The organism is Sphingorhabdus sp. M41 (assembly GCF_001586275.1).
GTDB lineage: Bacteria > Pseudomonadota > Alphaproteobacteria > Sphingomonadales > Sphingomonadaceae > Parasphingorhabdus.
The window spans coordinates 598,093-621,766 of sequence record NZ_CP014545.1; the positions used below are offsets into that span (position 1 = coordinate 598,093).

Genomic DNA, 23,674 nt, shown 5'->3' on the forward strand with positions numbered 1-23,674 from the left:
CCGCGAGCAACGTTGTTTGTGTGTTTATTCAGGGAAACAGGATAATATGCCCTTCAATCTCTTCGGACGTATCAAACCCCTCGACGCCATCCTCGCTACCGCAGAAAAAAAGGCCCTGACCCGCACGCTCGGGCCGGTCCAGCTGACCTTATTGGGCGTCGGGGCGATCATCGGCACCGGGATTTTCGTGCTGACATCGGAGGCGGCGCAGAAGGCGGGCCCCGGCATGATGTGGAGCTTCGTGATCGCCGGGCTGGTGTGCGCGGTTGCCGCGCTCTGCTATTCGGAACTGGCCTCGATGGTGCCGGTATCGGGCTCCGCCTATACCTATACATATGCGGTGATGGGCGAGCTGCTCGCGTGGATGGTCGGCTGGGCGCTGATCCTGGAATATGCGGTGGCGGCGAGCGCGGTTTCGGTCGGCTGGTCGGGCTATTTTGTCGGCCTGCTGGCCAATGCCGGGATCCATTTGCCGACCGCGCTGACCATTGGCAGCTATGCGCCGGGCGGGCTGATCAATCTGCCGGCGCTGGTGATTGCGCTGCTCGTCACCTTTCTGCTGATGATCGGCACCAGCGAGAGTGCCAAGGTCAATGCGGTGCTGGTCGCGATCAAGGTCACGGCGCTGACCATGTTCATCGTGCTCACCCTGCCGATGATGCAGGGACAGAATTTCGATCCGTTCCTGCCCAATGGCTGGTTCGGCGAGAGCCGCGGTTTTGGTGCAGTCGGTGCCGCAGCCTCGATATTTTTCGCTTATGTCGGTTTCGACGCGGTGTCGACCGCGGCCGAGGAGACCAAGAATCCGCAACGCAATGTGCCGATCGGCCTGATCGGCAGCCTGGCGATTTGCACGGTTTTCTATCTGCTGGTCGCCGCCGGCGCGATTGGTACGGTCGGTGCGCAGCCGATTGTCGATGCCGCCGGCAATGTGCTGGCGCCCGGCAGCACTGCCTTTGCCGCGCAATGCCAAGCCCTGCTGACGGCGGGCCACGAACCTCTGGTGTGCAGCCACGAGGCGCTGGCTTTCGTGCTGCGGAATATCGGTTATCCGGCCTTTGGCAATATCATAGGGATAGCCGCGTTCCTCGCCTTGCCATCGGTCATATTGATCATGCTGTTCGGCCAGACCCGGATTTTCTTCGTGATGGCGCGCGACGGGCTGTTGCCGGAAAAGCTCGCCACTATTCACCCGAAATGGAAAACACCACATATCGTGACCGCCATCACCGGGGTCGCGGTATCGATATTCGCGGCCTTCCTGCCTGTCGGCAAGCTGGCTGATATCTCCAATTCGGGGACCTTGTTCGCCTTTCTGATGGTCGCAGTGGCGGTGTTGATCCTGCGCCGCACCGATCCCGGCCGGCATCGCCCGTTCCGCACGCCTCTAGTGTGGATCGTCGCACCACTGGCGATCGTCGGCTGTCTGGGGCTTTTCTATAATCTGCCGATGGAAGCGAAGCTGGTATTGCCGATATGGGGCGGCATCGGGCTGCTGCTCTATTATGCTTATGGTTACAGAAAGAGCCATGTCGGGCGCGGCCATATCGAGGTGCACGAGGCGGATGCCGATGCACCACCCCAGCCAGTTCCGCCAATCAGCGACCAATAAGCTGCCTTTGCAGCCCGTAAATTACAGCGCGGAATTAACTATCTGCTAACCAATTTCGTTCACTCCTGTTTGTGAAACATGCACCGCACCCGCAATGGGCGCACCATGGACAGGGAACGGACTTTATGACCAGACAGAGCACGCCCGCGAATTCACCGGTAGATGTAGCCATTATTGGCGCGGGGCCGGCGGGGCTGACCGCGGCCTATCTGCTTTCGAAGAAGGGCTTTTCGGTCAAGGTGATCGAAAAAGACCCGAAATATGTCGGCGGGATCAGCCGGACGGTGGAGCATGAAGGTTTCCGCTTTGATATTGGCGGGCATCGCTTCTTTTCGAAAAGCCAGGAAGTGGTTGATCTGTGGAATGAGATCCTGCCTGACGACTTTATCCAGCGCCCCCGGATGAGCCGGATCTATTATGAGGGCAAATTCTACAGCTATCCCCTGCGTGCCTTTGAAGCGCTCTGGAATCTCGGCATCTGGCGTTCTACGCTTTGCATGCTCAGCTATGGCAAGGCGAAGATCTTCCCGAACAAGAATGTGAAGAGCTTTGAAGACTGGACGGTCAATCAGTTCGGCTACAAGCTCTATTCGATTTTCTTCAAGACCTATACCGAGAAGGTCTGGGGCATGCCGTGCGACGAGATGTCGGCTGACTGGGCGGCGCAGCGGATCAAGGGCCTGAGCCTGTGGAACGCGGTCACCGATGGCCTGAAGCGCTCGCTCGGCCTCAACAAGACGCCCAATGACGGACAGGAAGTCAAAACCCTGCTCGAAACCTTCCGCTATCCCCGCCTCGGCCCAGGCATGATGTGGGATGCGGCGAAAGCGCATGTCGAAGCCAGGGGCAATGAAGTGTTGATGGGGCATAGCCTCAAGCAGCTTGCCCAGGATGCTGACGGCAACTGGCGGATGAGCACGACCAGCGCCGATGGCGAAACCATCATCAATGCCAAACATGTCATTTCGAGCGCGCCGATGCGCGAGCTCGCGACCCGGATCCACCCGCTGCCGCAGTCGTTGCCGGAAGCGCAGGATCTCAACTATCGCGACTTTCTGACGGTGGCGATCAAGGTCAAATCGGACGATCTGTTTCCCGATAACTGGATCTATATCCATGATGATCGCGTGCAGGTTGGCCGCGTGCAGAATTTCCGCAGCTGGTCCCCCGAAATGGTGCCGGACGAGAATATCGCCTGTGTCGGCCTGGAATATTTTTGTTTTGAAAACGACCGCCTCTGGTCCTCTTCCGACGAAGACCTGATCGAGCTGGCCAAGAGTGAAATGGCGATCCTGGGCCTGTGCAAACCCGAAGATGTCGTTGGCGGCTCGGTTGTCCGTCAGGAAAAGGCCTATCCGGTCTATGACGATGCCTATGAACAAAATGTCGCCACCATGCGCGATGATCTGGAAAATCGCTTCCCGACGCTGCACATGGTTGGTCGCAACGGCATGCACCGCTATAATAATCAGGATCATGCAATGATGACGGCGATGCTGACGGTGGAAAATATCGAGGCCGGCACCCGCAAATGGAATGTCTGGAACGTCAACGAAGACGCCGAATATCACGAATCGGGTGATGAAGGTGCACAGCAGGTCATCGCCGAAGAAATCAGCGAAGACCGTCTCGCGGCGCTCGAAAGCATGCGCGATGTGCCGAAGCGGATCGAGGAAGCCGTGCCCGCAGCCAAGCCATCCAAAGCGGCGTAAACCTGATGGAACGCAGCGGCGCAGACAGACGGTCGGTCATCGGTGGCTGGATAGGCAATTTGCCTGCTCCGCTGGCGCTGCTCAACCGGTTCTCGATCACTCGCTATTTACTGGCGAGTGTCGTCAGTCTGGCATTTGATGTCGCCCTGTTCATGGTGTTGGTCGCTTTTCTGGTCGATCCGGGATGGGCTTCGGCAGCGGGCTATAGCGTCGGCATCATCGTCCACTGGCTGATTTCATCCAGCTTTGTCTTTCCCGGCAAGGCGCGCAATGGCGCGGCGCTGCAATTGCAGCGGCTTGGATTCATCGGCACGGCTGTGCTCGGGCTCGGCATAACGGTCAGCATCGTCAGCGGGCTTACCAGTGCTGGCGTCCTGCCGGTCATGGCCAAGGCAGCGGCCGTCGCAGTCAGTTTCTTTGCCGTCTATTTTACGCGCAAATATGGTGTGTTCCGGTGAGCTATATGGATGCCACCATCGATGTGCCTGTGACCGGGCACCGCTTCCGTCCTGACTTTACGAAATTTATGAACTGGGCGCTGGTCTGGATATTGCTGGCCAATATTCCCTTCATGGCGATGTGGATGGTCGGTGCGCCACCGCGCACGATTCCGATTGTGCTGGCGGGACTGGTCGGCCTGATTGTCAAACGCATGCCGAGAATGGTGCAGTGGATCGCCTTTGTCGGGGTGATGGTTTATTCCTTGCTCTCTTTCGTCTCCGGGCTGTTCAGCCTGACGCTGGATTCCCTGCTCTATTCGCTGCAGTTTTTCGCTGAAATCAAGCCGGGCGATTCCATCGAATATATTGCTGCAGCGGTGGTCATTTTCGGCATATTGATCGGTAGCTGGTTCCTGCTCAAGCGCGATACGAACTTCTCCAGACCGCTCTATATTCTATTGGGCGGAGCCTTGATATTTGGACTTGTCGGCGCGGATTCAGCTGTCGGCGAAGGGATGCGTGGTCATTATTTCCGCCCCGCCCCGGTCGGCGCGACATTTGAATCGGCGGTCAACAAGTCGGGCTTTGCCGACCGCGCCGATGGCCAGCGCCATCTGGTGCTGATCATGGTTGAATCTCTGGGCGTTCCGAAAAACAACAAAGCGATGTCAGACAAGCTGTTCGCTTATTATAACAGTAGCGCCGTCAAGGAGCGCTACGAAGTCAGTCAGGGTACGAGCCTCTATTATAACAGCACCACCTCGGGCGAGATGCGCGAGCTCTGCGGTCGCTGGGGTGATTATTATGAATTGCTCAAGACCGATGATCCCAAGACACTGGATTGCCTGCCCGCGCAGCTTGCCGAAAAAGGCTATGCGACACAGGCGATGCACAGTTTCAAGGGTCCTTTCTTCAAACGCGAAGACTGGTATCCCAGGATCGGTTTCCAGAAACGCGAATTTGCGGTCGATCTGGAAAAGCGCGGCGCAGAATGGTGCGGCGGGGTTTTTGCCGGCGCCTGCGACCGCCAGGTGCCGAAAATGTTGGCCGAAAATCTGAAGCGGGCGACACAGCCGACCTTCCAGTACTGGCTGACGCTGAACACCCATTTGCCGGTTCCGACAGAGCAGAATCTCAATGCCGGTAATTGCGAAAAAGTGTCGGTCGAACTGGCCCGCGATTATCCGATGATCTGCCGTCAGTTCGCGATATTTGACGATATCGACAAGGCGCTGATCAGGGAAATTACCGCGAGCGATTTTCCGGAAGCGGATATATTGCTGGTAGGCGATCATATGCCGCCCTTTTTTGACCGCCATCACCGTTCGCAATTTGACCCGGAGCGGGTTCCATGGCTTTATCTGAAAGCCAAGGGCTCAACACCCAAGGGGTAAGAATTTGGAACGCTTGCGCGGCAACCTGACATTATTGCTAATCTGGCTCGCGGTCTCAGCGGTGCTGATTGTGGTGACACGCGGCCAGATCATGAGCGGCATTGGCTGGGATCCGGATGACCAGTTGCGCATCGTGCAATTGCGCGACTGGCTCGGTGGACAAAGCTGGTTTGACACCACACAATATCGGATCGGCGAACCGGACAGCCAGCCGATGCACTGGCCGCGCTGGATCGAATTGCCGCTGGCTTTGAAATTCCTGCTGTTCAAGCCATTGTTTGGTGCTCCGACCGCAGAAATCGCGGCAATGGTCATCATGCCGCTGATCACGCTGGGTATCGCCATGTGGCTGGTCATGAAAATTACCGAACAGGTTTTCGATCACAGGATCGCGCTTCTAGCGGCTGCGCTGACGGCAACTGCGGTTCCGATCGTAGCGCAAATCCGGCCGATGCGTGTCGATCATCATGGGTGGCAGATTGTGCTCGCGCTGGCCGCGCTGTGGACGATGCTATGGCCAGCAAGGCGCAAGGGCGGAATCGCCCTGGGGGCAGCGCTCGCGCTATGGCTTTCGATATCGCTGGAAGGATTGCCGCTATCGGCCGCTTTTGTCGTGCTTCTGGTCTGGCGCTGGGTCTGTCAGACCGAAGAAGGGGTAAGACTATTCTGGACATTATTGTCCTTTCTGATTGCCAGTTTCATTCTCTACGGCGCCGCTCAGGGCGGTTTTGACGTCGCCATCAACTATTGTGATGCCCTGTCGCCAGCGCATTTGCTGGCCTGTACGGCGGGCGCCGTCGTCATATTGCCGGCGATCAAATGGTTGCCTGCGAACATTCCGCTGCGCATCGGGAGTCTGGCTATCGCTGGCGTTGCGGCCTTGGCTGTTCTCTATGGCTTTGCACCGCAATGCATGGGCGGGGCGTTTAACACAATGGATCCGATCGTCCGCGAATATTGGCTGGTCAATGTCCTCGAAGGCTTGCCAATCTGGTATCAGAATGGGAAAGCCATGGTCACCCTGCTCGGCGGATCTATCATCGTCGGGCTGGGCAGCCTGATATATATCATCCGGGTCCGGCCAGGCGAGATTGATCGCAGCACATTGTTCATCCTCTGCTATGCCTTTCTCTGGGCGTTGCTACTGTCGCTGTTTGTCCAGCGCGCCACGGCGGTTGCGGCAGCCTTTGCCCTTCCATTCATGGCATGGGCTGTGCATCAGGCTTTTGTCCGGGCACGCGAGATCCAGCGCCCGTTATCGCGTATACTTGCCACCGCTGCGGTCGTGTTCTTGATCATGCCGGGGCCGCTGGCCATCGCATTGTTCAACCGCGTCGGCGGAGATGAAACGCTATCTGACACCAGCCCCGATAACCTAGCGTGCAGAGATGACGATTCGCTCGCCCGGCTCAATGCCTTGCCCCGGTCCAACATCCTGGCACCATTTGATTTCGGACCGCGCATCTTGCTGCTGACCCCACATAGCGTGCTCGCCACCAGCCACCATCGTAACGATCAGGCAATGGCAGATCAGATCCGGGTTTTCATATCTGCCCCAGATGTGGCCCGTGGCATGCTGGAGGCCCACAATATTCGCTATATCGTTACCTGCGATGGCGAGGCCGAACTGGCCTCTTATGCAAAGAAGCATCCCGACGGCCTTTGGGCCCTACTGGTCAGAGAGCAAAAGCCGGATTGGCTGCAATCTGTCCATATTCGGGACAATAGCTTGAGAATCTGGCGAGTGACGGCAAAGGGCTTGCCTAACGATCGGTAAACTCTGATAGGTTTTCCATCGATGGTCGCACATTGAGATGGTCAAAAAATAATAAGAACCACGGAGTTTATAATGGCAAGGGTCACCGGTCTCGGTGGGGTTTTTCACAAAGTGAAAGACCCGGCAGCAACACGTAAATGGTACAAGGATTATCTGGAGCTGGACGGGGAATATGGTCCGATGCTCAACTGGTCGGACGAGAAAGGTGCCAAACCGTACAGCCTGATCAGTCATTTCCCTGAAAACACCGAATATCTGAAACCCAGCGAAGCGCAGTTCATGATCAACCTGCGGGTTGACGATCTGGACGCTTATGTCGAGCAGCTTAAAGAAAAAGGTCTGGAAATTTTGGGCCAGATTGATGAAGGCTATGGCAAATTTGCCTGGATCCTTGATTGCGACGGGATCAAGCTGGAATTCTGGCAGCAGGTAGACGCGCCAGAAAGCTGATCCCGGCGGTTCAGGCGGGGATGAATTTCAGAGCGAGCCCGTTAATGCAATGCCGCTTGCCGGTTGGTTTCGGACCATCATTGAAAATATGCCCGAGATGCCCGCCGCAACGCGCGCAATGAACTTCGGTGCGTGGATAGCCGATCTTGTAATCTCTGGTCGTGCCAATCCGGTCCTTGGCGATCGGTGCCCAAAAGCTAGGCCAGCCGGTGCCGCTGTCATATTTCTTGTCCGATTTGTAAAGGCCGAGATTACAGCCGGCACAAGCGTAGACGCCGTTGCGCTTTTCGCCATTCAGCGGGCTTGAATAAGCGCGCTCCGTGCCTTCCAAGCGCAATATCCGATAGCGGGCTGCACCCAGCCGCTTCTGCCATTCCGCCGGTGACCGGTTGATCGCGAACTTTTCGCTGGACCGCGCCTTTGCCTTGTCGAACCGGCCGGACAGTCCGACCACCGCAAAGGCTCCGGCGGCGGCCAGGGTACCGGATATGATAGTCCGCCGATCAGGTGATTTCATCTGCAATCCCTTTCCATATTCCCTATCCATTCGAGACAGGAAGCAGATTGGTTACAGACTGACGCCTGAACGGGAACTGATCAATATTTCGAGAGCTCGACTTCCAGTTCGCGGAACCCGTGGACGAAACTGGCATGGACGCGGCGATGTTTGCCGGTCGGATTGACCTGCATCCGCCGCTTGTGCATTTCTTCCAGCAATATCCGGATCTGCAATTCGGCGAGACGGGCGCCGACGCAGCGGTGGATGCCATAGCCGAATGCCAAGTGACGCCGGGCATTTTCCCGGTCGACGATGATCTTGTCGGCTTCCGGAAAGACCTCTTCGTCGCGGTTGGCAGATATATACCACATCACGACTTTGTCGCCCTTCTTGATCTGGTGACCGAACAGGTCGTGATCTTCCAGGGCAGTGCGTCGCATATGGGCAAGCGGGGTTTGCCAGCGGATGATTTCCTGCACCGCATTGGGAATCAGGTCGGGATTCTGCTGCAGCTTGGCACGTTCCTCGGGAAACTGGCTCAGGCCAAAGGCCAGGCCTGACATGGTGTTGCGGGTGGTATCATTGCCGCCGACGATCAGCAGCACCAGATTACCCATGAATTCCATTGGATCCATATCGCGCATATGTTCCGAATGGATCATCATCGAGATCAGGTCGGGTGTCGGCTCTGCATTCACCCGTTCATTCCAGAGCTTGGTGAAATAGGCCCCCATTTCCATCAGAATCTGCCGCCGCTGATCGTTCAGCTCTTCGGCAACCGATAATTCTACATCGCCGGCCCAGTCGGACCAATAGGTCAGCAGCCGGCGGTCTTCCCAGGGGAATCCGAAAAGAATTGCGAGCATGCCAGTGGTCAGTTCGATTGACACCTTGTCGACCCAGTCAAATTTCTCGCCCCATGGCAGGCTGTCGAGCACTTCCTCCGTGCGCTGACGTATTTCGACTTCCATGCGCTTCATCTCAGTCGGCGTGAAAGCCGGCGCCACGGTACGGCGCTGGCCCGTGTGCTTGGGCCGGTCCATGGCAATGAACATCGGCAGTTGAAAGTCGTCGTCGAATGTCGGATCGGCAATGGTGATGCCGCCATGCGCGACATCGGAAGAATAAATTTCGGGCAGCGCCTCGACATGCTGAATTGGCTTATAGGTGGTGATGTTCCAGAAATCTCCGTGGACGCCGCCTTCGACCTTGTTTATCGGTGCCGTTGCACGCATTTCTGCAAAAGGCTTGCGCCAGAGATCCTTGCTGTACAGCTCTGCGCGGCTGACATCCCAGGGATTGGCATCTTTCTCGGCGATGGGAGGATTGCGCTTATACCATGCTTCCAGCGCCTCATCGGCGGTGGGAGAGGTGGTCAGATTATCAAGGTCGATTTGCGGAACGGATGCCATAATTCTCTCCTGCCGTTGCTGCTTTCAGCAATCGGTTGCGTTTCAAAACTTGTTCAATCTGCCGCTATTGACAGTAATGTCAATGTCTTTTCGGCAAATGGCGTGAATCCCAAGGTTATTTTCCGGTGACTCTCGCGAACAGGCTTTTTTTGCGCGCCGCTTGTCCCGATTTCATCACATTGCGACGGAACAGCATCACCGAAAAGCGGATGATGATCATGGTGAAAACAGCCTGCCAGATCAGGGCCAGACCATGCTGCCAGATATTGTCCATCTGCGCCGCCCGCGCGATCATCGCGAAAGGCGAGCTGAACGGGAACAGCACCGCAAACCATTCCATCGGTTCACCCAATTTGGTGATCGAGGAATAAGCGAGAAAGAAGACCAGCAGTTGCCCCATGGTGACCGGCATCGAGAGGGTTTGTACCTCGCGCACGGTAGTTGCCATCGCGCCGATCCCGAGAAACAGCGAGCCGAGAAGCAGATAAGCCATCGAAAAATAGAGAACCAGCAACAGGCCGAATAAGGGCCAGCCGACGGCGGGCGGGGGCAAGGCATTCCAATTCCCGCCAATCAGAACAATGATCGAAAATCCTATCGTGCCCCACACGGCGATTCCGACGAGGGCCATTCCCAGCATCGCGAAAAGCTTGCCGAGAAATATCGCATCCATCGGGATGGCCGCGGCCAGGATTTCGATGATCTTGTTGGTTTTTTCCTCGACCAGATTGGACAGAACCATGCCCGCCAATATCATTGTCAGCAATATCAATATTGCCTGACCCGCCTGCGCTGTCAGCAGTTGATTGCGTTCGCTGGAACTGCTGGTCTGGGTCACAAATCTTGCGGCGACATTCACCGTAGCGGGTTGTGACAGGGCGGTTTCCGCAAGCAGCGCTATTTTCCCCTGCCACCGTTTGACGTCGCCGCTGGAACCGGTCAGCACGGGCGCAGCCAGCGTTCCTGACAGGATTGCGGCATAGGATTGCTTGCTGCGCAATTCCGCAACAATATCTGCTTCTTGTCCTGAAAAATCTTTCAGCAGGACCAGCTCGGGCAGCGCATCTGCACCGAGGCTCTGGGATAGGCGCGATCGTGCTGCGAGCAATATGTCCGCTTCGTCAGAGCTGATTGCGACACCGATGACGGGGTTGTCAATGTCCCGGGACACTTGCGATCCCAGTCCTCCAGCAGCGATCCCGATTCCGAGCGGAAACAGCGGGCCCAGCAGGAAGAAAAAGAAGGATTTGGAGAATATGATCGCGGTGAAATCACGGCGAGCGATAACAAAGGCAGCGCGGATGGTTTCGATCATGCGGCTTCGTCCATATTGTTGGTTTTGGCATCTTCATCCATCTTCCGGGCAGCCGCTTCGCCAGCGATCTGGACAAAGGCATCGTGCAGACCGGGGCGCTCGATCGACAGGGATTCGATGCCGGCACCACCTTCTACAAGGGCGTGAAGCAAGGGTTCAACGCCGCTTTCCGGCAAAGTGAAATGCCAGTTGTGACCGAGCGGTTTGCAGTCTGCAGGGATAGCCGTGCGCCAGGGGCCATCAAGATTGCGCGTCTCGAGATGCACTTGCGGACGGAGCCGGTCGCGCGCCGTCGAAACCTTTCCTTTGAACGGAATTTTTCCATCGGCGATAATGGCGATTTCTTCGCACAGGCGCTCGGCATGAGCGATCACATGGGTCGAGAAAATTATCGTGACGCCCTTGTCGGCCTGATCGCGGATCAACCGCTCCAGCTTGCCCTGGTTGAGCGCGTCCAGACCGGAAAATGGCTCGTCAAGAATGATCAGATCGGGAGCGTGCACCAGAGTGCCAAGCAATTGCACCGTTTGCGCCATGCCCTTTGATAATTGGCGAATCTGCTTGTCGGCCGCATCGCCCAGGCCGTGATCTTCCATCATCCGGCGCCCGCGCTTGCGGCCTTCGGCCAGCGGCAGTCCGCGCAGAGCGCCCATGAAGGCAATCGCATCATAGGCTCTCATCGATTGGTAGAGGCCGCGCTCCTCGGGAAGATAGCCGACCTGGTGCGCTTTCGATATCGGTTCCGGTGATCCGAGCAGAAAGCGTTCGCCTTCATCGGGATCGATGATACCGAGCAGCATTCGCAAGGTCGTGGTCTTGCCCGCGCCATTCGGTCCCAATATCCCGAATATACTGCCTTTCCTGATCGTCAGGTCAATGCCATCAACGGCGGTCTCGCCATCAAATCTTTTGACAATATTGCGAGCCTCGACGGCAAATTCGGAATGGGGCGCGTGCATTTACAGCTTTCATATGTGACGGGAGTGTTTGATAGGGAAAGCCTATGCCGGATGACAAGTTAAGATTGACCAAAGCGCTGGAAAATAAGGCGTTGGAAGAGGGCTTTTCTGCGGTCGGCATCGCCCCGGCTCGGCTGGGGCCGGAAACAGGACAGCGTCTGCGGCAATGGCTCGGTGAAGGCCGTCAGGGGGACATGCTCTGGATGGCCAGCCGGGCGGACGAGCGGTCCGATCCGGCAACATTGTGGCCCGATGTGCAGACAATTGTCATGCTGGGCATGAGCTATGCGCCGGCTACCGATCCTTTTGCACTCGAAGGAGTCTCCGATCACGGTCGCATTTCGGTCTATGCGCAGGGCAGGGATTATCATGATGTCGTGAAAGGCGCGCTCAAGCGGACCGCCCGCTGGCTGGTTGAACAGGCCGACTGTGAAGTGAAGGTTTTTGTCGACACTGCGCCGGTGATGGAAAAGCCCCTCGCCGAAGCCGCTGGACTGGGTTGGCAGGGCAAGCATACCAATGTCGTCAGCCGGGATCATGGCAGCTGGCTGTTTCTCGGCGCGATTTACACGACCCTTGATCTGGAACCGTCAAAGCCCGGAAAGGACAGTTGCGGTAGTTGTTCTGCCTGTCAGGATATCTGTCCGACGGGCGCCTTTCCCGCGCCTTATCAGCTCGATGCCCGGGCCTGCATTTCCTATCTGACGATCGAACATAAAGGGCCGATCCCGCACCAATATCGCAAGGCGATCGGCAACCATATATATGGTTGTGACGATTGTCTGGCGGTATGTCCGTGGAACAAATTTGCCCAAGCGGGGTCGGCGAACAAGGCCTTCCTGCCGCGCGCCGAACTGGCTGCCCCGGCTTTGGTGGATATATTGTCGCTCGACGATGCCGGTTTCCGGCAGGTGTTTTCAGGATCGCCGATCAAGCGCACCGGCCGCAACCGAATGGTGCGCAATGCGCTTATCGCCGCTGGCAATAGCGGGGATGCCGCATTGGTTGCGCCGGTGCAGGCGCTGCTGGGCGATGATGATGAAGTGGTCCGGGAAGCGGCTGGCTGGGCGCTCGATCAACTGGCGTCAGCGCAACCTTAGCGCATTGACACAGCTGACCCGGTCGACCGCTGCGCCGTCGCTGCGGCGGGTGTCGATATGCGTCACCCGCTGGCTTCCGCCAGATTCCTGCGGGTAGAGATAGGCGTCGAGGATACAGGCGCCGCTGGCAAATTGCAGTTTCCGCGCCGGCGGCTCGGATATGTCGAGTTGGGGATTGCCGAATAGGCGGGTCAGCTGGTCGGCGGTCTTGCCCATGACGATATCCAGTCCTGCCACGGAACTGAGCGGCGATCCCGAAACGGCAGGCAGGCCGGTGCTTCCGGTCGTCGTGGCGGTCGAGGCGCAGGCGGCCAGCGCCGGCAGGCCGAGCAAAACAAGAAATTTGGCTTTCATGCGGATCATACTCTCTTTTTCCCATGCACCAGATGAGTCGCCATAGCGGCTGCCAAAACCGGCGCAAGAAAATTGACCAGGGGGATGGCGAGCAACAGGGCGGCGATCAGGCCGAGAAAGAAACGCTGGACCTTGGGCAGACTCCATTCCGCCGCGAGATTGCGGTAATCAGTGACATGTCGGGCTGCGACCATGTCCTGCAGATCGCGGCCCAGCAAGATAGCGTTGACCGCAAAAAAGGCGATCGGAACGCCGACGCCGGTCACGAGAAGCAATATATAGACCGGCGCTGCAAGAATATTATAGCCCAGCGCGCGACCAGCCGAAGCGAGGCCCATTTTGATACCGATACCATAGCCCGGCGGTTTGGCCATTTCCGCCCGCTGCGGATAATAACGCCGCTCGACCGCATCGACGATATCGTCCGAAAAGATGTTGAGCACGAAAATGGCGACGATCCGGAATAACAGAAGCCCGGTTAAAATCGCGATGATCGCCGCTGCGGCTGCGGCGGCAAATCCGCCATTGGACCAGTCCAGCCAGGCGAACAGCCACAGCAGTCCGAAATAGGCCGCCACACCGAATAGAGCGAACAGCAGGATAGTGAGCAGGATGACCTTCAACAGGATCGCCAATATCGACCGGTCGGTGAGCTGCGCCAGAGCGCGTGTGAATGCCTGTATCATTTCTGCTTCATGTCACGATTGCCAAGCCAGCGTCAATTCTGCTTGATGGTGCACAGCCTAACCCCTAACGCACCCCGAACCATGCAAACTGCCGCAAGAGGATTTTTATGACCACCGAAGCCCGCTATGATATCGTCGCCATTGGCAATGCGATTGTCGATGTAATCTCCCAGTCCAGCGACGATTTCCTCGACGAGGAGCAGCTGGTTAAGGGCAGCATGGCGCTGATCGATGCTACGCGGGCGCAGGAATTATATCGCGACATGGGACCCGCACGGGAAATTAGTGGCGGTTCGGGTGCCAATACTCTGGCCGGTGCCTCCACATTGGGCCGTCAGTGTGCGCTGATCGCGCAAGTCGCTGACGATCAGCTCGGCGAAGTTTTCGCCCATGATATTCGCGCGACCGGGATTGATTTTGACGTGCCGCCGCTGGGCAAAGAGCCACCGACTGCGCGCTGCCTGATTTTTGTCACGCCGGATGCACAGCGGACGATGAACACCTTTCTCGGCGCATCGCAATTTCTGCCACCGGCTGCGGTCGATGCCGATCTGATCGCCAGCGGCGCAATCCTCTATCTTGAAGGCTATTTGTGGGATGCAGACGAACCCAAGGCCGCCATGGCTCTGGGAATCGATATTGCCAAGCAACATGGCCGCAAGGTCGCCTTCACCCTGTCCGATACTTTTTGTGTCGATCGGCACCGGGCAGAATTTGTCGGCCTGATTGACAATGGCAAGATTGACATCCTGTTTGCCAATGAGGCAGAAATCCTGATGCTGAACGAAACCGAAGATTTCGATTCTGCGGTTGCGCAAACGGCTGCCAAAGTGGAAACGCTGGTGGTGACGCGAAGCGAAAAAGGGGCGATCGCGGTTCGTGATGACAAGACGACTGCCGTTGCTGCGGAACCCGTCGACCATATCGTAGACACGACCGGCGCCGGGGACCTTTTCGCAGCCGGCTTCCTGAGCGGCTATATCGAGCAGCGCCCGATGGAAGAATGTCTGACCATTGGCGCGGTCGCCGCAGCGGAAGTCATTTCCCATTATGGCGCCCGTCCGGAAGGGGATTTGAAGGAACTGGTCAAGACCCGGTTAGGCTGATCAGCCTTTCATCTTGAAAAGCTTCCGGTCCTCCGGGCCGAAGCCCCATTTCCAAATGACCCAGGCATAGCTGCCGAGGATCAGCGGAATGCCGACGATCAATTCCGCCCATTCGGGCAGATAAGTTGCGAGATAGCCGATCGCGCTGGCGACGAAAACGGCGATCATCAGGGTCCAGCGCCAGCCGTTGACCGGGGCGTCGAGCAGCTTTGACAGGAAGATGGCTTTCACCACCGAAGCATAAGCAAGCGCAACCATCAGGGCAGCCGCCACCGCAGCAGCCTGAAACAATGGTCCCAGGTCGAGATAGATACAGATCTGGATGAAGGCGACACTGAGCGCGGCTTGCAGTAGCAGCATCGACAGCGAGATCAGCAGATTGCGGTGGCGGGCGATATAGACCAGCGCTGATTCGCTGACCACGGCGGTTGCAGCCACGGCTTCGGCCGCCAGCAGGAAGGCCAGGGCGCCGGTTCCGCCGACAAAACCTGGCCCGACCAGTCCCATGACCGCTTCGCCCGGGATTGCCAGAGCCAGCGCAATGCCTATTTGCGCGGCAATGATCCAGTAACCAACCTGGCTCACCTGGCTGGCAATGGCTTTCATATTGCCCGCCTCAAGATTGCGGGTGATGACGGGGCCGAGAATTGGATCGAAGCTGGTCTTGAGTTTCTGCGGCAGGCTCGCCACTTGCTGGGCGATATAATAAATACCGACGATCGCGGGTGAAGCAAACAGGCCGAGAATGGCCAGGTCGAGACGGCGCGATCCCCATTCGGCAGCGTCGGCAGCGGCGAGCGGCATGTTCCGCCGGGCGATTTTCGCAATTTTCAGCGGTTCCGGTCGCCAGCCATGGGGCAGGCCATAGCTTTTGAACAGGGGCCAAAGCGAAGCGAGCAGCGCCGCGATCATCGACACGACATAGGCAAGGATCAGTCCGTCGCGCAGCGAATAATAGGAAAAGAGAAATGCGGCGATGCTGATTGTCCAGGGCTCGACAATCGACCGGGCGCGTACCGTCGAGGCAATGTCGTAACGATAGGCGAGAGCAGCCAGAGCAATATCCGCTCCGACGACAGTGAAAATGACCAATGGCAAAAACCGGTCGAGTCCGTTGATTTCGCTATTGGGGAACATGATGAACGGAAAGGCGATCAATATGCCAGCCGCTAGTGCAGAGGCGAGAAAGCTGACCAGCAGACCGTCCCACACCACATGAACATGGGGCCTCTGGGTCTTGCTTAATTGTGCCGCCAGCCCGCGTTTGAGACCGAGGGTTGCTAGCTGGGCGGCAAATTCTACCACCAATATTGCATAGGCAAAACGTCCCAGCGCTTCCGCACCATAAATTCGACCGGCGATAAACAGGAAGGGCAGGCGCGCGGCAAGGCGCAGCAGAAAGCCGAATATATTGGTCCGTCCGCCTTTGGCCAGCGCGGCAATATCGTCCTTGCTTTTTTCAGCTTGCGTGTCGCCATCAAGTGGCTTCGCACCAGCCGTGCCTGATGGTTCAGGACTGTTCAAATCGCTCTCCGGCTGGCCCGTTTCAGGGATGGCTGTCTATAGCAGTTTGGAGATTTTGTCATCATCATGGCTTGCCGGTCTATCTGCTTTCGGAAACCAGCGGCCTTTTCATAAGCCGGGTGACTACAGACTGAACATCAGCCTTGCCGCCCAGCAGGGCGCAGACGGCATCGACAATCGGCATGTCGATCTGGCGCGCTCTTGCATCCTGCTGCAGGACCGGTGCCGTGGATGCGCCTTCGGCAACCGTTGTCCGGTCCGACATTAACGACTCGGCCGACCGGCCTTCTCCCAACCCCTTGCCGAGCGAGAAATTGCGCGAGCTGGTCGAGGAACAGGTGAGCACCAGATCCCCGAGGCCGCACAGCCCGGCAAGCGTGTCCGCCCGGGCGCCGCGCGCTGCGCCATAGCGCAGCATTTCAGCAAAGCCGCGACTGATCAGCGATGCGCGGGCATTCTGCCCCAGCCCCGCTCCGTCGACCACACCGCAGCCGATCGCCAGCACATTCTTCACCGCACCACCGATTTCCGCGCCGACGATGTCGTCGGAATAATAAGGCCGGAAACTTGGCTTGGCGATCAGCGGTTTGAGCCGCTCCCAAAGCGCTTCGCTTTCGCACGCCAGCGTCAATGCGGTTGGCAGGCCTTGCGCCACTTCATGGGCGAACGTCGGACCGGACAAGACCGCGAGGTCATTATCCGGTCGCACGACCTTGGCAACCTCGCTTAACAGCAAGCGGCTGCGCGCTTCGATTCCCTTGCAGCACAAGATCAGCGCGGCGCCGGAATCGGGCAGCGCCTGCAGGGTGGCGCGTAGATGTTGTGCCGGCGTGACCAGCAGCAGCACATCGCAGGCCGCCATTGCGCCTAAATCCTGCGTCGCGCGGATATTGTCACGAAGACGGTGCCCGGGAAGAAAGGATTTATTTTCATGGGTGCGATTGATCTGGTCGATAACCTCCGCTTCGCGGGCCCACAGTAACAACTCGTCCTGACCCTCGGAAAGGACCTGTGCCAGAGCCGTGCCCCAGGCACCCGCGCCGATGACGCCAATTTTAGCTGTCGCAACAGTCATGCCTTCACCCCGGCGCCGCGCGCTTTTTCTGCCGTCGGATCGAGCGGCCAGCGTGGTTTGGCGACAAAATCCAGTGGATCGCTGAGACCGGCTGCAAAGCGTTCGACGCCCGCCCAGGCAATCATCGCGGCATTATCGGTGCACAGCCATTGCGGTGGCGCGGTAAAGGCCATGTCATTCTCTTGTGCAACCTCTTCGAGCATCGTGCGGATCGGTGTATTGGCAGCCACCCCTCCTGCGACGACCAAATGTGCGCAGCGTTCCTGTTCTGCTATCGCTTTTTCCAGACGGTCGCGCAGGCAATCGACCGCCGCCTGTTGAAAAGACGCGGCAATATCTTCGGGCCTGTGCGCGCCGCTCTGATGCGCGCGCACGACGGCGCTTTTCAACCCGGCAAAGGAGAAATGCGGTTCGGCCGATTTTATCAGTGGGCGGGGCAGGGGGACAGCCTTCGGATCGCCTTTTTTCGCCAAGGCCTCGACCCTGGGGCCGCCGGGATAGCCGAGGCCCAATATTTTCGCGGTCTTGTCGAACGCTTCGCCTGCAGCATCGTCGATTGTGGTTGCCAGCCGCCGATATTGACCAACGCCTTCGACGCGCAATATCTGGCAATGGCCACCGGACACCAGCATCAGCAGATAGGGAAAGGCCAGATCCGCGTTGACCAGTCGCGGCGACAGCGCGTGGCCTTCGAGATGATTGACGGCGATCAGGGGCTTGCCCGACGCCATCGCCAGCGCCTTGCCAGTGACCAGCCCGACCATCACCCCGCCAATCAGGCCGGGGCCGGCGGTGGCGGCGATCGCGTCCACATCATCGAGCGATTTTCCAGCCTCTTCGAGTGCCTCTGCGATCAGCGGTGTCAAAATCTCGGCATGGGCGCGAGCGGCGATTTCGGGGACCACTCCGCCATAAGGCGCATGTTCCGCTTCCTGCCCAGCCAATTTGTGCGCCAAAATCTCCCGATCAGACGTGACTAGCGCGGCTGCCGTTTCATCGCAGCTGGATTCAATTCCCAAGATCAGGCTCATGACGCTTTTACTTAGGCGCTCAAGCCATTAGGACAAGCGCTATCATGAATGAAAACGCCAAAAAAGAGATTCTTGCCGGGCTGGACCGGCCCTTGCGTATCGGTACGCGCCAGTCCCCGCTTGCAATGGCACAGGCGCAAATGACCGCCAATGCGTTGCTGGCCACCCATGGCTGGCGACCCGATCAGGTCGAACTGGTGCCGATGATTGCTAGCGGCGACAGGATTCTCGATCGAGCGCTGGCAGAAATTGGCGGCAAGGCGCTGTGGACCAAGGAACTTGATCGCGCCCTCGGCGATGGCGAGATTGACTGCGCAGTGCATAGTATGAAGGATGTAGAAACCATCCGGCCTGGGGAGTTCATTCTCGCGGCGATGCTGGAACGGGCTGATATCCACGATCGGCTGATCGGAGCGGATTCGATTGACGCTCTGGCCGAGCGCGCGATCGTCGGCACCGCATCTCCGCGCCGCAAGGCACAGCTTCTGCGGCTGAGAAGCGACCTCGATATCAGGCTGATACGCGGCAATGTGCAGTCCCGGTTGCAGAAGATTGATGACGGCGAATATGATGCAACCCTGCTCGCTGCTGCTGGCCTGAACCGGCTGGACATGGAGGATGTGGGAAGCGATATTTCCGAGGATGTCATGCTTCCCGCGCCGGCGCAGGGCGCGATCGGGATAGAAGCGCGGTCCGATGACCCTCATGTCCGCAGGCTTATGCACGCCATATCGTCGACGAATACATTTCGTGCGGTTATTGCCGAACGGCTGTTTCTGGAACAATTGACCGCAGATTGTCATAGTCCGGTTGCTGCGCTGGGCACGATTGATGGCGCGACCATCCATTTGCGGGCCGAGATTTTATTGCCGGATGGTTCGGAATGTGTCGCGGGTAGTTCCAGCTTTGATACCGGGGATGTTGCTGCTCCCGGCAATCTGGCGGACAAGCTTCTGGGTCAGGCGAGCGCAGAGTTGAAGGCCGTATTTGGCCGATGACGCTGCCGCTGCTGATCCTGCGGCCGCTCGACGGCGCGCTGCAGACCGAGCGGCGGGCGAAGGATCTGGGATTGAATCCGGTTGTAGATCCCCTGTTCACCGTCGAGCCGATTGTCTGGTCTGGACCGGCTGCGCAGGATTTTGATGCATTGCTGCTGACGAGTGCAAATGCAGTGACATATGCCGGTGCTCAGCTGGACGCATATAAATCACTACCGGTTCTGGCAGTCGGCCAGGCAACCGCCCAGGCCGCAGGAGATGCTGGGTTTACCATTGCGCAAACAGGTGAATCCGGCGGGCAGCAATTGTTGAACCAGCTGACAGGGGACCGCTACCGCAGCATATTGTGGCTGGCTGGCGAGCAGCATAGCGTGCTCGATTCAGTGGACCGACAATTGCACATTGTTCCAGTATACCGCTCGCGCGCAATCGCTTTGGGCGAGAAGGCCGCTGCTTGTCTGGAGGGGGAAACGGTTGTCCTGATCCACTCGGCGCGTGCGGCGAAACATCTTGTGGCGGAACTGGATCGGCTGCAAATTAAGAAGAGCCGCCATCATGCTGTGGTATTTTCCGCTAAAGTAGCGGCAGCGGTGGGGCAGGGATGGAGAAGCATTCAAATCGCGGCTCGTCCGGATGACGAGTCTTTACTGTCTCTGGCGAGCCGCCTATGCCGGAATGAATGAGAGAATTTGGTTCGCCACAGGGCCGGGCCGGGAAGGAAAACCCGAATGAGCCGGGATTATGAAAGGCTTGCGCCAATCAATGGCAAGAGCAATTTGACTCGCAACGTACTGATTTTGATGGTGGTGGCGTTCATCGGAGGTGTGATCCTGACCGGATGGCTATTGTCCCGCTACAATCCCTTTGACAGCGCTTCGGAGACGGAAGCCGCAGCGGTTGCCAATCGCGACGGCACAGCGGCAAATCCTGACCCGGCGACGGCCCTTGCCAGCCGAATCGACGCTGACGGCAGCGTCTTGCCAGCGCCCGCACAGTCAGCCGACGATTCCCCCGTTGCGACACTTACACCTGATCTGGAGCGCGCGCTTGCGGTCCGCGTCGCCGATCTGGAAGACCGGTTGTCACGGATCAATGTGCAGGCGCAGGCCGCCTCGGGCAATGCTGCCAGAGCAGAGGGGCTGTTGATCGCCTTTGCCGCGCGTCGTGCGCTGGATCGCGGATCGCCGCTTGGCTATATCGATCCCCAGTTGCGGCTGCGTTTTGGCGACGCTCAGCCCAAGGCGGTGACGACGATTGTCAACGCCTCTCGCGAACCGGTGACGCTGGAAGAACTGTCCGCGGGACTGGACGAACTGGGACCGGCGCTAATGACCGGTTCAAGCGGTGCAGGCTTCTGGACCGATTTTCAGCGGGAGCTGTCCGAACTGTTCGTAATCCGCCGTCAAGGTACTCCGTCACCGGCGCCGCAACAGCGCCTGATCCGTGCGAAACGCTATGTCGAAACCGGTAATGTCGACGCGGCAATCGCGGAAATCGAGAAGCTGGCCGGCGCCGACAAGGATGATGAATTTCTCAAATGGATGGAAAAGGCCCGGCGCTATAACGAAGCGCGGCGCGCGCTGGACGTCATTGAAACGGCAGCGATCCTGGAACCACAACAATTGCGGACTGCCGAAGGGGAACGGGTAGACCAACCCTCTCCGCTGGCGCCCTCCAGCCCGATACCAGCGCCTTAATCCTTCAGAAATAGCTCCGCCAGATCAGCGGGCACACGAACCGGCCGTCCGCTGGCTCGCTCTATAATCGCCCAGTTGGTTTTCGCTCCGACCTTGACCTTGCCATCAGGCCCGGTGAAACTGACATTGCGCCAGAAACGCGCGCCGCGGGGCGGTTCTGAAATCCACGTTTTCCCGGTCACGGTTTCGCCGACCCCGACATTGCCGCGATAGTCGATCTCGTGCCGGGTCACGACCCAGATATAGCGATCAATGGCGTCCTGCGGCGCGACCGCATTCCAGTGCGCCGTCGCCATGTCCTGAATCCAGCGTACCCAGACCGCGTTATTGACATGACCAAGTTCGTCTATGTCTTCCGCTTGAGCGATAATCGAGAGGGAGAAGGCTGTTTCCGGCGGGTTCACTCGGCCAAGCCCATCTGCCAGAGAATGAAGGCGAACTCCTCCGCCGTTTCTTCCAGTGAATTCCAGCGGCCCGATTTACCACCATGACCTGCGCCCATATTGGTCTTCAGCAGCAGGATATTGTCATCGGTCTTGGTTGCGCGCAGCCTGGCGGTCCATTTGGCCGGTTCCCAATAAGTGACGCGCGGATCGTTGAGCCCTCCGGTGATCAGCATCGGCGGGTAATCCTGCGCGCTCACATTGTCATAGGGCGAATAGCTGCGGATATATTCGAACGCCGTCTTGTCGGTGATCGGATTGCCCCATTCGGGCCATTCGCCGGGGGTCAGCGGCAGACTTTCGTCCTGCATCGTGTTGAGCACGTCGACAAAGGGCACATGGGCGACGATGGCGCCCCAGAGACCGGGATCGCTGTTGACAATTGCGCCCATCAACTCGCCGCCAGCGGAGCCGCCCGAGGCGGTGATCCTGCCTTCGCTGGTATAGTTCCTGGCAATCAGGCCCCTGGCGACATCGACGAAATCGTTGAACGTATTGGTCCGCTTGGTCAGCTTGCCGTCGAGATACCAGTTGCGGCCGAGATCATCACCACCGCGGATATGCGCAATCGCATAGACAAACCCACGGTCGACCAGACTGAGCCGCGTTGTCGAGAAACTCGGGGGCACGGCATAGCCATAGGCGCCGTAGGAATAGAGATGCAGCGGGGCGCTGCCGTCGATCTTGGTGTCCTTGCGATAGACCAGCGATACCGGCACCATCGTGCCGTCGCGTACCTCGATCGTCAGCCGCTCAGTGACATATTGGCTGGCATCATAGCCCGAGGGAATTTCCTGCACCTTGAGCGTTTCGAGCGATCTGTCGGCGAGATGGTAATCGTAGACCGTGTCCGGCGTGACCATGGAATCATAGCTGAGCCGGAGCTTGTCGACATCATATTCGGGGTTGCTATCCAGGCCCGCACTATAACTGTCTTCCGGAAAGGCAATGCGCTCGATCTGGGCCGGATCATCATAGCTCCGGATTTCTATCTGATCGAGCCCGTTCTCCCGGCCTTCGGTCACGTAGAAATCCTTGAAGGTGCAGACGTCCGTCAGGTAAAATTCGTCCGATCCGGCGATGAGTGTCGTCCAGTTGTCCGGGTCAGCAAGCGGTGCCGTGGCCAGCCGGAAATTCACATGGTCGTCGTTGGTCAGGATGTAGAGCGTGCCGTCATGTTCCTCGACGTCATATTCGCGGCCGGCCTGACGCGCCGATACCAATATCGGTTTGGCCAGCGGATCGGCGGTTGGCACCAGCCGCACTTCACTGGTTTCGTGATCGCCGGTTGCTATGGCGATATATTTTTCCGAATGGGTGAGGCCAATGCCGACGCGAAAACCTTCATCCTCCTCGTGATATAGTTCTACATCGTCGGCAATATCGCTGCCCAGAACGTGGAGCCGGGCATTGTCGGTGCGCCATTGTTCATTGGCGAGCCCGTAGAGCAGCATTTTGGAGTCGGCCGACCAGACCAGACTCGACAAGGTGCCGGGGATGACGTCGGGCAACAGCTCTCCGCTGGTCAGATCCTTGATCCGGGCCTCGAACCGTTCCGAGCCGTTATCGTCATAGGAATAAGCCAGCAAGCGGCCATCGGGCGACACTGACGCCGCGCCCAGCCGGAAATATTCCTTGCCCTCGGCCAGGACATTTTCGTCCAGCATCAGCTGGTCCTCGCCGCCCGAAACCGCTTTGCGCCAGTGCTGGCGATATTGCATGCCTTCCTCGAACTTGCTCCAGTAGAGCCAGTCGCCGTCCTTTTGCGGGACCGTGCTGTCCTCTTCCTTGATCCGCGCCTTCATCTCCTGAAACAGCGACTGGGTCAGCTTCTTGCGGTCCGCCATATTCTGCTCGAACCATTGATTCTCTGCGTTCAGATAGGCGAGCACATCCTGGTCCTCGACCACCGGATATCGCCCATCTTTCAGCCAGTGCCACGGGTCATCGACGACATATCCGTGCCGCTCGTAACTATGGGGACGCTGTTCTGCAAATGGCGGACGAGTCAGCTTTTTGGTCATATTCTCTCTATATCTCCGGCCGGATTTAGGTGGCGAATGGGTCTCGGAACCCCTATGTGTTCCCCT

Annotated in this window: 22 protein-coding genes; 11 read left to right on the forward strand and 11 right to left on the reverse strand. The window is 58.1% G+C overall.

Annotated elements, in window-relative coordinates; translation table 11 throughout:
* Positions 1–46: 46 nt before the first annotated feature.
* The 6 genes from AZE99_RS02935 to AZE99_RS02960 all read left to right on the forward strand — a co-directional run bounded on the left by AZE99_RS02935 (position 47) and on the right by AZE99_RS02960 (position 7,385).
* Entirely contained in the window at positions 47–1,612 is a 1,566-nt protein-coding gene (locus tag AZE99_RS02935) for an amino acid permease (protein WP_067197949.1), read from the forward strand.
* Positions 1,613–1,737: 125 nt separating this feature from the next.
* On the forward strand, positions 1,738–3,324 hold the full coding sequence (locus tag AZE99_RS02940; RefSeq protein WP_067197951.1) for an NAD(P)/FAD-dependent oxidoreductase: 1,587 nt from the start codon (positions 1,738–1,740) through the stop codon (positions 3,322–3,324).
* A 5-nt stretch (positions 3,325–3,329) separates the two neighbouring features.
* Positions 3,330–3,782, forward strand: a complete 453-nt coding sequence (locus AZE99_RS02945; RefSeq protein WP_082788212.1) for a GtrA family protein — start codon at positions 3,330–3,332, stop codon at positions 3,780–3,782.
* Positions 3,783–3,787: 5 nt separating this feature from the next.
* Entirely contained in the window at positions 3,788–5,158 is a 1,371-nt protein-coding gene (locus AZE99_RS02950) for a sulfatase-like hydrolase/transferase (RefSeq protein ID WP_156472076.1), read from the forward strand.
* Positions 5,159–5,162: 4 nt separating this feature from the next.
* Positions 5,163–6,935, forward strand: a complete 1,773-nt coding sequence (locus tag AZE99_RS02955; protein WP_067197955.1) for a hypothetical protein — start codon at positions 5,163–5,165, stop codon at positions 6,933–6,935.
* Positions 6,936–7,007: 72 nt separating this feature from the next.
* A complete protein-coding gene (locus AZE99_RS02960; protein WP_067197957.1) occupies positions 7,008–7,385 on the forward strand; it encodes a VOC family protein in 378 nt (125 codons plus the stop codon).
* A 10-nt stretch (positions 7,386–7,395) separates the two neighbouring features.
* Here the strand turns inward: AZE99_RS02960 and msrB are convergent, their stop codons facing one another.
* From msrB to AZE99_RS02980, 4 genes are all read right to left on the reverse strand, one after another.
* The gene (gene msrB, locus AZE99_RS02965) at positions 7,396–7,902 is read right to left on the reverse strand and encodes a peptide-methionine (R)-S-oxide reductase MsrB (protein WP_067197959.1); all 507 of its coding nucleotides are present in this window, start codon (positions 7,900–7,902) and stop codon (positions 7,396–7,398) included.
* 80 nt (positions 7,903–7,982) lie between these two features.
* Positions 7,983–9,296, reverse strand: coding sequence for a cytochrome P450 (locus tag AZE99_RS02970; protein ID WP_067197961.1), 1,314 nt, complete (start codon positions 9,294–9,296; stop codon positions 7,983–7,985).
* A 115-nt stretch (positions 9,297–9,411) separates the two neighbouring features.
* Entirely contained in the window at positions 9,412–10,611 is a 1,200-nt protein-coding gene (locus tag AZE99_RS02975) for an ABC transporter permease (protein ID WP_067197962.1), read from the reverse strand.
* Complete coding sequence (locus tag AZE99_RS02980; RefSeq protein WP_067197964.1) at positions 10,608–11,570, reverse strand: ABC transporter ATP-binding protein; 963 nt, start codon at positions 11,568–11,570, stop codon at positions 10,608–10,610. The genes AZE99_RS02975 and AZE99_RS02980 overlap by 4 nt, the downstream gene beginning before the upstream one ends.
* A gap of 44 nt (positions 11,571–11,614) precedes the next feature.
* Between AZE99_RS02980 and queG the strand changes: the two genes are divergently transcribed.
* Positions 11,615–12,670, forward strand: a complete 1,056-nt coding sequence (gene queG, locus AZE99_RS02985) for a tRNA epoxyqueuosine(34) reductase QueG (protein WP_067197965.1) — start codon at positions 11,615–11,617, stop codon at positions 12,668–12,670.
* Here the strand turns inward: queG and AZE99_RS02990 are convergent.
* Both AZE99_RS02990 and AZE99_RS02995 read right to left on the reverse strand, forming a co-directional pair.
* Positions 12,656–13,024, reverse strand: a complete 369-nt coding sequence (locus tag AZE99_RS02990; protein ID WP_082788439.1) for a hypothetical protein — start codon at positions 13,022–13,024, stop codon at positions 12,656–12,658. The genes queG and AZE99_RS02990 overlap by 15 nt on opposite strands.
* Before the next feature lie 5 nt (positions 13,025–13,029).
* On the reverse strand, positions 13,030–13,710 hold the full coding sequence (locus tag AZE99_RS02995) for an EI24 domain-containing protein (protein WP_067197968.1): 681 nt from the start codon (positions 13,708–13,710) through the stop codon (positions 13,030–13,032).
* Between the two features lie 107 nt (positions 13,711–13,817).
* Here AZE99_RS02995 and AZE99_RS03000 point away from each other — a divergent pair, with 107 nt between their 5' ends.
* Positions 13,818–14,816: an adenosine kinase gene (locus AZE99_RS03000; protein WP_067197970.1), complete on the forward strand. Its 999-nt coding sequence runs from the start codon at positions 13,818–13,820 to the stop codon at positions 14,814–14,816.
* Here the strand turns inward: AZE99_RS03000 and AZE99_RS03005 are convergent, their stop codons facing one another.
* The 3 genes from AZE99_RS03005 to tsaD all read right to left on the reverse strand — a co-directional run bounded on the left by AZE99_RS03005 (position 14,817) and on the right by tsaD (position 18,446).
* A complete protein-coding gene (locus tag AZE99_RS03005) occupies positions 14,817–16,340 on the reverse strand; it encodes a lipopolysaccharide biosynthesis protein (protein ID WP_443027795.1) in 1,524 nt (507 codons plus the stop codon).
* Between the two features lie 79 nt (positions 16,341–16,419).
* Entirely contained in the window at positions 16,420–17,415 is a 996-nt protein-coding gene (locus AZE99_RS03010; protein ID WP_067197972.1) for an NAD(P)H-dependent glycerol-3-phosphate dehydrogenase, read from the reverse strand.
* On the reverse strand, positions 17,412–18,446 hold the full coding sequence (gene tsaD, locus AZE99_RS03015) for a tRNA (adenosine(37)-N6)-threonylcarbamoyltransferase complex transferase subunit TsaD (protein WP_067197974.1): 1,035 nt from the start codon (positions 18,444–18,446) through the stop codon (positions 17,412–17,414). Before tsaD ends, AZE99_RS03010 begins: the two co-directional genes overlap by 4 nt.
* 44 nt (positions 18,447–18,490) lie before the next feature.
* Between tsaD and hemC the strand changes: the two genes are divergently transcribed.
* Genes hemC through AZE99_RS03030 form a run of 3 tightly spaced genes read left to right on the forward strand, consistent with a single transcriptional unit; the run spans position 18,491 to position 21,141 of the window.
* Positions 18,491–19,444 (forward strand): hydroxymethylbilane synthase, encoded by a 954-nt coding sequence (gene hemC, locus AZE99_RS03020; protein WP_067197975.1) that lies wholly within the window; start codon positions 18,491–18,493, stop codon positions 19,442–19,444.
* Positions 19,441–20,127, forward strand: coding sequence for a uroporphyrinogen-III synthase (locus AZE99_RS03025; protein ID WP_067197977.1), 687 nt, complete (start codon positions 19,441–19,443; stop codon positions 20,125–20,127). The genes hemC and AZE99_RS03025 overlap by 4 nt, the downstream gene beginning before the upstream one ends.
* Positions 20,128–20,172: 45 nt before the next feature.
* Complete coding sequence (locus AZE99_RS03030) at positions 20,173–21,141, forward strand: hypothetical protein (RefSeq protein ID WP_067197979.1); 969 nt, start codon at positions 20,173–20,175, stop codon at positions 21,139–21,141.
* Here AZE99_RS03030 and AZE99_RS03035 read toward each other — a convergent pair.
* Together AZE99_RS03035 and AZE99_RS03040 are read right to left on the reverse strand one after the other, a co-directional pair.
* Positions 21,138–21,545, reverse strand: a complete 408-nt coding sequence (locus tag AZE99_RS03035) for an acyl-CoA thioesterase (protein WP_067197980.1) — start codon at positions 21,543–21,545, stop codon at positions 21,138–21,140. The genes AZE99_RS03030 and AZE99_RS03035 overlap by 4 nt on opposite strands.
* On the reverse strand, positions 21,542–23,608 hold the full coding sequence (locus AZE99_RS03040; protein WP_067197982.1) for a S9 family peptidase: 2,067 nt from the start codon (positions 23,606–23,608) through the stop codon (positions 21,542–21,544). The genes AZE99_RS03035 and AZE99_RS03040 overlap by 4 nt, the downstream gene beginning before the upstream one ends.
* Positions 23,609–23,674: the final 66 nt, after the last annotated feature.

Bases quoted from the DNA above. Each gene is read 5' to 3' on its own strand.
- AZE99_RS02970 (WP_067197961.1), bottom strand. From the start codon at position 9,296: ATGGCATCCGTTCCGCAAATCGACCTTGATAATCTGACCACCTCTCCC.
- queG (WP_067197965.1), top strand. From the start codon at position 11,615: ATGCCGGATGACAAGTTAAGATTGACCAAAGCGCTGGAAAATAAGGCG.
- AZE99_RS03025 (WP_067197977.1), top strand. From the start codon at position 19,441: ATGACGCTGCCGCTGCTGATCCTGCGGCCGCTCGACGGCGCGCTGCAG.
- AZE99_RS02950 (WP_156472076.1), top strand. From the start codon at position 3,788: ATGGATGCCACCATCGATGTGCCTGTGACCGGGCACCGCTTCCGTCCT.
- tsaD (WP_067197974.1), bottom strand. From the start codon at position 18,446: ATGAGCCTGATCTTGGGAATTGAATCCAGCTGCGATGAAACGGCAGCC.
- AZE99_RS03010 (WP_067197972.1), bottom strand. From the start codon at position 17,415: ATGACTGTTGCGACAGCTAAAATTGGCGTCATCGGCGCGGGTGCCTGG.
- AZE99_RS02995 (WP_067197968.1), bottom strand. From the start codon at position 13,710: ATGATACAGGCATTCACACGCGCTCTGGCGCAGCTCACCGACCGGTCG.
- AZE99_RS02990 (WP_082788439.1), bottom strand. From the start codon at position 13,024: ATGAAAGCCAAATTTCTTGTTTTGCTCGGCCTGCCGGCGCTGGCCGCC.
- AZE99_RS02980 (WP_067197964.1), bottom strand. From the start codon at position 11,570: ATGCACGCGCCCCATTCCGAATTTGCCGTCGAGGCTCGCAATATTGTC.
- AZE99_RS02940 (WP_067197951.1), top strand. From the start codon at position 1,738: ATGACCAGACAGAGCACGCCCGCGAATTCACCGGTAGATGTAGCCATT.
- AZE99_RS02960 (WP_067197957.1), top strand. From the start codon at position 7,008: ATGGCAAGGGTCACCGGTCTCGGTGGGGTTTTTCACAAAGTGAAAGAC.
- msrB (WP_067197959.1), bottom strand. From the start codon at position 7,902: ATGAAATCACCTGATCGGCGGACTATCATATCCGGTACCCTGGCCGCC.
- AZE99_RS03040 (WP_067197982.1), bottom strand. From the start codon at position 23,608: ATGACCAAAAAGCTGACTCGTCCGCCATTTGCAGAACAGCGTCCCCAT.
- AZE99_RS02945 (WP_082788212.1), top strand. From the start codon at position 3,330: ATGGAACGCAGCGGCGCAGACAGACGGTCGGTCATCGGTGGCTGGATA.
- hemC (WP_067197975.1), top strand. From the start codon at position 18,491: ATGAATGAAAACGCCAAAAAAGAGATTCTTGCCGGGCTGGACCGGCCC.
- AZE99_RS02975 (WP_067197962.1), bottom strand. From the start codon at position 10,611: ATGATCGAAACCATCCGCGCTGCCTTTGTTATCGCTCGCCGTGATTTC.
- AZE99_RS03000 (WP_067197970.1), top strand. From the start codon at position 13,818: ATGACCACCGAAGCCCGCTATGATATCGTCGCCATTGGCAATGCGATT.
- AZE99_RS03030 (WP_067197979.1), top strand. From the start codon at position 20,173: ATGAGCCGGGATTATGAAAGGCTTGCGCCAATCAATGGCAAGAGCAAT.
- AZE99_RS02935 (WP_067197949.1), top strand. From the start codon at position 47: ATGCCCTTCAATCTCTTCGGACGTATCAAACCCCTCGACGCCATCCTC.